Origin of the sequence: Neptunomonas sp. (assembly GCF_041601355.1) — a bacterium.
Taxonomy (GTDB): domain Bacteria; phylum Pseudomonadota; class Gammaproteobacteria; order Pseudomonadales; family Balneatricaceae; genus Neptunomonas.
The window spans coordinates 1-6,731 of record NZ_JBFIIH010000169.1; the positions used below are offsets into that span (position 1 = coordinate 1).

Annotated in this window: 8 protein-coding genes; 1 reads left to right on the plus strand and 7 read right to left on the minus strand. The window is 45.9% G+C overall.

Annotated elements, in window-relative coordinates:
* From ABY436_RS18090 to ABY436_RS18115, 6 genes are all read right to left on the minus strand, one after another.
* The coding region (locus ABY436_RS18090) for a hypothetical protein (RefSeq protein ID WP_372740333.1) at nucleotides 1-627 on the minus strand (627 nt) is incomplete at its 3' end.
* A 19-nt stretch (nucleotides 628-646) separates the two neighbouring features.
* On the minus strand, nucleotides 647-1,171 hold the full coding sequence (locus ABY436_RS18095) for a phage tail protein (protein ID WP_372740334.1): 525 nt from the start codon (nucleotides 1,169-1,171) through the stop codon (nucleotides 647-649).
* A gap of 11 nt (nucleotides 1,172-1,182) precedes the next feature.
* Complete coding sequence (locus ABY436_RS18100; protein ID WP_372740335.1) at nucleotides 1,183-3,078, minus strand: phage tail sheath subtilisin-like domain-containing protein; 1,896 nt, start codon at nucleotides 3,076-3,078, stop codon at nucleotides 1,183-1,185.
* A 35-nt stretch (nucleotides 3,079-3,113) separates the two neighbouring features.
* Nucleotides 3,114-3,377 carry a hypothetical protein gene (locus tag ABY436_RS18105; RefSeq protein ID WP_090726091.1) on the minus strand — a complete coding sequence of 88 codons (264 nt, stop codon included), beginning with the start codon at nucleotides 3,375-3,377 and terminating at the stop codon, nucleotides 3,114-3,116.
* Nucleotides 3,378-3,636: 259 nt separating this feature from the next.
* Nucleotides 3,637-4,656 carry a sigma 54-interacting transcriptional regulator gene (locus tag ABY436_RS18110; protein ID WP_372740336.1) on the minus strand — a complete coding sequence of 340 codons (1,020 nt, stop codon included), beginning with the start codon at nucleotides 4,654-4,656 and terminating at the stop codon, nucleotides 3,637-3,639.
* Between the two features lie 96 nt (nucleotides 4,657-4,752).
* Nucleotides 4,753-5,733 carry an alpha/beta hydrolase gene (locus ABY436_RS18115; protein WP_372740337.1) on the minus strand — a complete coding sequence of 327 codons (981 nt, stop codon included), beginning with the start codon at nucleotides 5,731-5,733 and terminating at the stop codon, nucleotides 4,753-4,755.
* Between the two features lie 521 nt (nucleotides 5,734-6,254).
* Here ABY436_RS18115 and ABY436_RS18120 point away from each other — a divergent pair.
* Nucleotides 6,255-6,389 (plus strand): hypothetical protein, encoded by a 135-nt coding sequence (locus ABY436_RS18120; RefSeq protein WP_269750475.1) that lies wholly within the window; start codon nucleotides 6,255-6,257, stop codon nucleotides 6,387-6,389.
* 159 nt (nucleotides 6,390-6,548) lie between these two features.
* On the opposite strand, the gene ABY436_RS18125 is transcribed toward ABY436_RS18120, so the two are convergent.
* A partial coding sequence (locus ABY436_RS18125; RefSeq protein WP_372740338.1) for a hypothetical protein occupies nucleotides 6,549-6,731 on the minus strand: 183 nt, incomplete at its 5' end.

Genomic DNA, 6,731 nt, shown 5'->3' on the forward strand with positions numbered 1-6,731 from the left:
AAAGCTGGCGATATCAAATAATACGGTCCAGGCATGTGCACATTCCGGGCAGGTCAGATTAAGCCGGATATCTGCCTGAGGATCTAATGCTTCCAGTTGATTTGTAAGGGCTTGAAGCACCGAATCCGGTAATTCTTCAAAGTCACAGCCACTGCCCTGCTGTTCTATCTGCAACAAACAGCGTGATAGCAGCTGTTGTTTTTGCGATGCAGATTGTGACTGATGTAATTGCCCGCCTTGTATCTGATGACTGTTGATAACGGCAGCAATATCCAGGCTATTAGGCAAGCGAAACCGCAACTGATAACCGCCTGCATCCAGCTCAAATGTATCTTGTGGGGGGGGAATCTGATCGGACGTCAGCAAAAAATCGCTCAGGTTATTCTGCCACTCAATACGCTCATTGCATTCAGGACAAACAGCCGTATTGAGTAATTCCTGTCCAAACAAACACTGACGAAGTTGCATCAGCAAGCCGTCGCGTTGGCCGATACTCATTTGCGCAAGATTATCCGGGGATATTTCGGGGAAAGCAGCGGCCAACAAGATCAATGCCCGCCGCAATAAAGACTGATTCAGGCCCTGCTCCCATACCGTTAATAATTCATCTGCGTTCAGCACTTTCATTGACTGTTACCACCGCCCGTTAACCGGGTTCCGTGAATTCAGGTTCTGCGGGTTCAGTCACCTCATAATCCCGCTCCCAGCCTTCGTTTTCTAACTTCAACGACTGAATCGCCACGGCGTTAGCGCTGGCATCCAGTTCGGGCAATGCCTGATACTCAGACACCCAGCAGCGAAACACCTTATAAGCGATAGCCAACTGGCCCGCTTCGTTGTACATCTCAATAACGATATCTTTACGAAAATCCTTCAGAGAGACTTCAGCACCCAGGCCAGAGCCAAAATTCCAGATCTTGTTCGCCCACTTCTCAAATTCTGTATCGTGCGTTACGCCTCGTTCCAACGTGATCGCTTCATATTTTGTTTGCCCGGGTGATTTACGTTCGGTACTGGGGTCGCCACCCTCACGATGCGTTACCGGTTCATTAGTGCGTTTCAACGCACCCACTTTACTGATACCCGCAACATACTTGCCATCCCATCTAATGCGAAACTTGAAGTTCTTGTAGGGATCAAATCTTTGCGGATTTACACTAAACTGAGCCATGATTTACTCCTTCAAACTTCAAGTTGGCCAGCAATCTGCTGGAATTTGATAATGACGAACTCAGCAGGTTTTAATGGCGCAAACCCCACCACGATGTTGACAATGCCTCGATCAATGTCATTCTGCGTTGTGGTTTCCCTGTCGCATTTAACGAAATAGGCCTGGCGTGGCGTTGTTCCCTGAAATGCCCCCTGACGAAACAGGTTGTGCATAAAGGCACCGAGATTCAGCCTGATCTGCGACCAAAGCGGTTCATCATTAGGCTCAAACACAACCCACTGTGTACCGCGATATAAACTTTCCTGAAGAAACAACAGCAAACGCCGCACCGGCACATACTTGTACTCATCTGCCTGCGCGTCTGCGCCTTTCATGGTGCGCGCTCCCCAAATAACTTTTCCATAAGTTGGAAAGTTACGTAGTGCGTTTACACCAGCCTTATTAATTCCGCCATTTTCAATATCGTTCATCGGTGCACTGATAGCCGCGACACCATTTAACGTGGCATCCGTGCCGGCTGGCGCTTTCCAAATACCACGTGAGCTATCGGTTCGCGCGTAAACACCGGCAATAGAACCTGAAGAAGCCATCACGTTTTGTCGGAAACTATCGAGCGGATCAGCCACTAATACACCCGGAAAATACACCGCCGCATTTCGCGACTGAGAAACGCCATTGGCCCAGCCGGCAATAGTAGAAAGAATGAAACTACCAGGCGGATCAACAATGCAAAAGGCGCGCTCATCTTCACAGAGCTTGATCGCTGCCTGAATAACAGGATCGGCCTGCGCCTGAGAAAGATCACGGGTTTCAGGAATACACAACAAATTAAACAGATCCACATCGAGTAACGCGTACATACCGGTTTTAGTCGATTGATTCCCCATCAGCTCAGTAGCCGCACCTTTACTACCATCATTACCGTTTGTCTGCGGCAGTAGGTTACTCACCACATCAGGACGATGTTCTGAATCCCCGGTAAACTCGCGCCCACCCGCAGCTAAACCTAAACCAATACCCGCAGTCAGCCCTCCCGGTGCACCGATAGCAGCCACAACTGAAGAGGATTCATCCGTCGCTAACGAGGCAATTCTCACACTGCCAGTTCCTGCCAGGTCTCCATCAAGCCCTGACTCTGCAGCCACCATGCGTGAATCCAATCCCGCCGTCGCGATCGCTGCATTCAGGTTGGTCACCAGAGCACTCATATCAGCGAAACTGGCGGACAGCGCCAATAAAAAAGAGGCATTACCATCGATGCTGCCAGCCAATGTGGTATCCGTGAGATTTAACGGGAAAGTAATACTTTTGCTGACAACAAAACCTTGACGCGAAAACACCAAACCCGGTGCCTGAGTGACCCGAATAGTGGCTGAAGCGGCATTAACCACAGAAACCACATAGTCAGGAGAATCAGGATTCAGGTTGAGGTTTCGATGGGTCTCAAGGGGTACGGTTTGCGATGCGCCTCCCTGAATGACCAATTGCGACACCACCAGATTAAACTCGGCATCAGGGTTACGTGTGCCGGTATGCTCAATACTGATACGCAGATCATTACCCCAGACACCGGGGCTGGAGGCAGCAACATCCAGCACCGCACCCGCGCTATCATCTATCTGCCAGCGGGCCGGCGCATAACCTTTAGCAACCCGTACGACATAAGCTTCACTTCCGCCATTGGCATAAAACTGTTTTATCGCATAGGAAAGCGGGCTGCCTCGATCTAAACCACCGTGGCTGCGCTCAAAGTCTGAAAAACTCGTAATATGAACCGCCTTATCAACCGCACCTTTTTTGGTGTAGCCAACAAAAGCAGTAATCGATGTTGCAACCCCAGCAATGGTACGTACACCGCTGGGGATTTCCTCAATATATACACCGGGATAAGTGGGAGATACTGGCATGTCGTTACTCCTCTCTACATTCGAGACCTTTAGCGTTATTTATCATCACGTAATGGAGCAGCCCCAAAATACAGGTACCTACCATCGGGGCTGGTTTTTCGTTCGATCCGCGATTCTGAAACCAGATAATCTAGTGCCTGCTGTACCAGCAGAGATGTTTCTTCAATACGCTGCCTGGGTATCCACCATCGAGTAATGCCATCAATCGTATCTCCTCCGTGGGGATGGTTACCCAGATAGCGATTTATCTCACTGGCTATGCGCTTTATTTCAGTGTCATCAATGTTGATATTCGACATACCGTCTTCTCATCTTCGTAACAGCAACGCTTTAAGCAAAAGTGATACAAGAGACATGCCAAAAAATAATTATCTGATTAATAACAACTTAATTTAAAATAGTAGAAAAATTGGGGCAAAAAAAACCCACTGGCAGGACGCAGATACTGCGTGACAGTTTTTGATTAGGGGGGAATTGTTAATTAATACAGAGGATTAAACTACAGAGGATCACTTTACGAATAGGCGGGTTATTTTTAACCCACAAGAGTAAATCTGGTTACTCCTCGGCCTCTCTCAGTCCATGTTTTTTGATTAACTTACCCAATGAGCGCCGCTCTTTTCCGGCAAGCCGTGCGGCTCGGGTAACATTTCCATCGGCTTTGAGAAGTACATGCATTAAATAGCTCTTTTCAAACGCGCCAATAATAAGACTTTTAGCCTCGTTGTAATCGGCATCCCAATTCATACCCGAGATGTTAATTTGCTGATTAGCCTCTTCCCATTGGCGTGGTGGGGGGACGATAATGCTTGGCCCTTCTGATTCCAGAAAGCCTCTCAACAAAAAATTTTCCAACTCACGCACATTGCCTGGCCAGGAATATTGACGCATCCATGTATAACACTGAACGGACAAAAAGCGCTCATCTTCACCATATTCGACACAGAATCGTCGAATCAAGTGATCTGCCAATAAAGGTAAATCATCAACCCGCTCCCGTAGTGAGGGCATAGTGATCTGCATAATGTTGAGACGGTAATACAGGTCTTCTCTAAACTCGCCGCTAACAGATAATGCTGCCAAGTCCGCATTGGTCGCCGCGATTAATCTGACATTGGCATCCTCATAACCCTGTGCTCCCAATGGTTTAAATTGATGGTCTTGCAAAAATCGCAGTAACGCCACCTGGGATTTTAAAGAGAGTGCATCAATCTCATCCAGAAAAAGTGTGCCGCCTTGCGCTTGAGCCACCAAACCCGACTGGCTCTTTTTAGCATCCGTATAAGCTCCCTGAGCATGCCCAAAGAGTTCGTTTTCAAAGATATCTTCAGGTAATGCGCCACAGTTAACCGGTATAAAAGGGTGAGAGGAACGCGAGCTCATATAATGAATAGCGCGCGCCGCCAACTCTTTACCCGTACCCGTTTCACCCAGCAGCAACGCAGCAACATCATGCTTAGCCGCTTTTTCAATCTGACATAGCGATCGCAAAAACAGCGGCGACTCACCAATAAAATTCATCTTAATGAATGCATCACGAACCGTCCGGTCCAACGCTTTAAAACTATGAGTATTCACTTTCGTCCTCCTTTTAGAAAGTGCATGTGCTAATTATCCCGTTTACCTAGCCTCACGAAACCTCCATTAATTAACTAAACCCCTTGATCAAGTTTCTTATTTGCCTGAGTTCAGGATTGAAGTCCTACGATCTTCATCATCCGGATACACTCTCCCTGTCAACAAACATGAAAAAATATGCTTGAATACTTTACCCGCAGAGCCTTTCTTCGTACCGGATCGAAAGTATGAGTGCCCTTTTGGCTTATCGTAGCGGTTATTGACATCATCACAGTCTACCGAATAAACATTACGCGGCGTTTCATCCATTTTCTCCGGCCCCGTATGCCCTAAGCGCCGGGAAGCGATCTTGTTTTTGAGATTAGACATTTTACTGGCGCGCAATGCCAGATCATCAGAAGCATGATAAACGACAACATTACGAGATGCGTGGCAGATAACTTCCCCTTTCTGTCCTTCATGCAGGGTTTCATTGACAACATCAGCTGCAACCAAGAATGTATTCCTGAAAATTAACGGTACTCCCTGAGGAAGATCATATTTACGCCAAACCGATAAGGTTTCACGCAACACCCGATTACCCATAGAGTGGGCCAGAATATTAATACGTTTCAGGCATGGATCTTCGGTTGGGTTGTATTCTTCAGAACTACGCCAGGCTAAAAACTTTTCCAGGACACGGGCAAAAGGCATTCCACTCTGATCTGCAGCTTTCTGATCATCCCAATAATCCTGAACAACCCCAAGATCATTATCACAAGGCCAGATTATCGGAATGACTAACACCTCTTTATTCTTTTTCTTTTCACACAACAAACTAAACTCTTCAGCACCATCAAACACATCTTCCGGGAGATTAGAAAAACCATGAATGTAGATCAGGACCTGCCGGTACTTTGAGTTTTTAAGGCGGGTCATAAAATCAATACTGCCAATCTCCTTGTATTCTTTTTTACCCAACCGTTCACAGAAGAATACAGAATTGCTTGATGCGTTATTTTCTAAATCAAAATCGAAGTTGCGTCCGATCTCAGTTTCTATGCTCTGCTTGGGAAATCGATTCGTAATAAATAGCATCCCGCCCCCTACTAACTGAGAGGCCTTAGGCGAGTAACATACCGTTAAATATTAGGCACGGTCTTCGTTACGAATCTCAGCTTAATTTATTTTTATTATCTGATGTGCATGCTGTATGCCGTTCTTAAACATCATAAGAATGACGATACACTCATGTATAAAGAAGGGATTAATGAAGATAATGCAGTGTTTTACTGCTCGCTGATAATAAGCATGCACATTATCATTACTACTCTAACTTCAACTGCTAACACCATGTCTCATAGTCCAGATTGCTCGGCGCAGCACGGCAATTCAAGCAAACGTTTGATTTTTAATACCAAAGTATAATAAGAAAACGTTATTCTTGCCCCGAATACCATAACTGCTGCATACCGACAGACATCCGATACTCGTTCATAGTGACAGTAATGTTACAAACCCAAAGAGCAATATAGAAAAACGAACTAAAATCGATAATATAGTCAAAAATAGACTACAGTTAACTGGAACGGAAAAAAATAAAAGCTTGGAGCTAAAAAATGAGCTACACAATATTTAGTAAAGAGGGACGCCCCGTCGGGGATATCCACTCCAAACAGATGAGTCTTAAAGCCGCCAAAGCCCTTGCCGAAAAATGGTTTGGAGCAGGCAGCTCGGTTAAAGCTGAAAAATAAGTACCACGATTTACCGCTTGAGCTGTTATTACCTCAAAGCTCAAGCGGCCCATCTACAAAACCTAAAGCTACCTCCCCAATTTTACATTCATCAAATAATCAAGCCAGATGCCCTTTCAATCGAAACCTGCCCAAAGTATCTTTACAGAACAGTTAATATCAAATAAAAATAGTGAGCAGCGGGTTGTTGATGTCGGGTGAGTCTATTTGCATATCGACTGCTGATCTTTCCTGCGAAGATATTACTTTTAACCCGGACGTCGCGGCTAAATACAAACCACAAGACTCGCACTGCCGTGACAAGTATTGAAAAAGAAAGTTATAAACAACTGGATATCGAAC

Excerpts from the sequence above, each read along its gene's own strand:
- ABY436_RS18095 (WP_372740334.1), bottom strand. The coding sequence starts at position 1,171 with ATGGCTCAGTTTAGTGTAAATCCGCAAAGATTTGATCCCTACAAGAAC.
- ABY436_RS18100 (WP_372740335.1), bottom strand. The coding sequence starts at position 3,078 with ATGCCAGTATCTCCCACTTATCCCGGTGTATATATTGAGGAAATCCCC.
- ABY436_RS18105 (WP_090726091.1), bottom strand. The coding sequence starts at position 3,377 with ATGTCGAATATCAACATTGATGACACTGAAATAAAGCGCATAGCCAGT.
- ABY436_RS18115 (WP_372740337.1), bottom strand. The coding sequence starts at position 5,733 with ATGCTATTTATTACGAATCGATTTCCCAAGCAGAGCATAGAAACTGAG.
- ABY436_RS18120 (WP_269750475.1), top strand. The coding sequence starts at position 6,255 with ATGAGCTACACAATATTTAGTAAAGAGGGACGCCCCGTCGGGGATATC.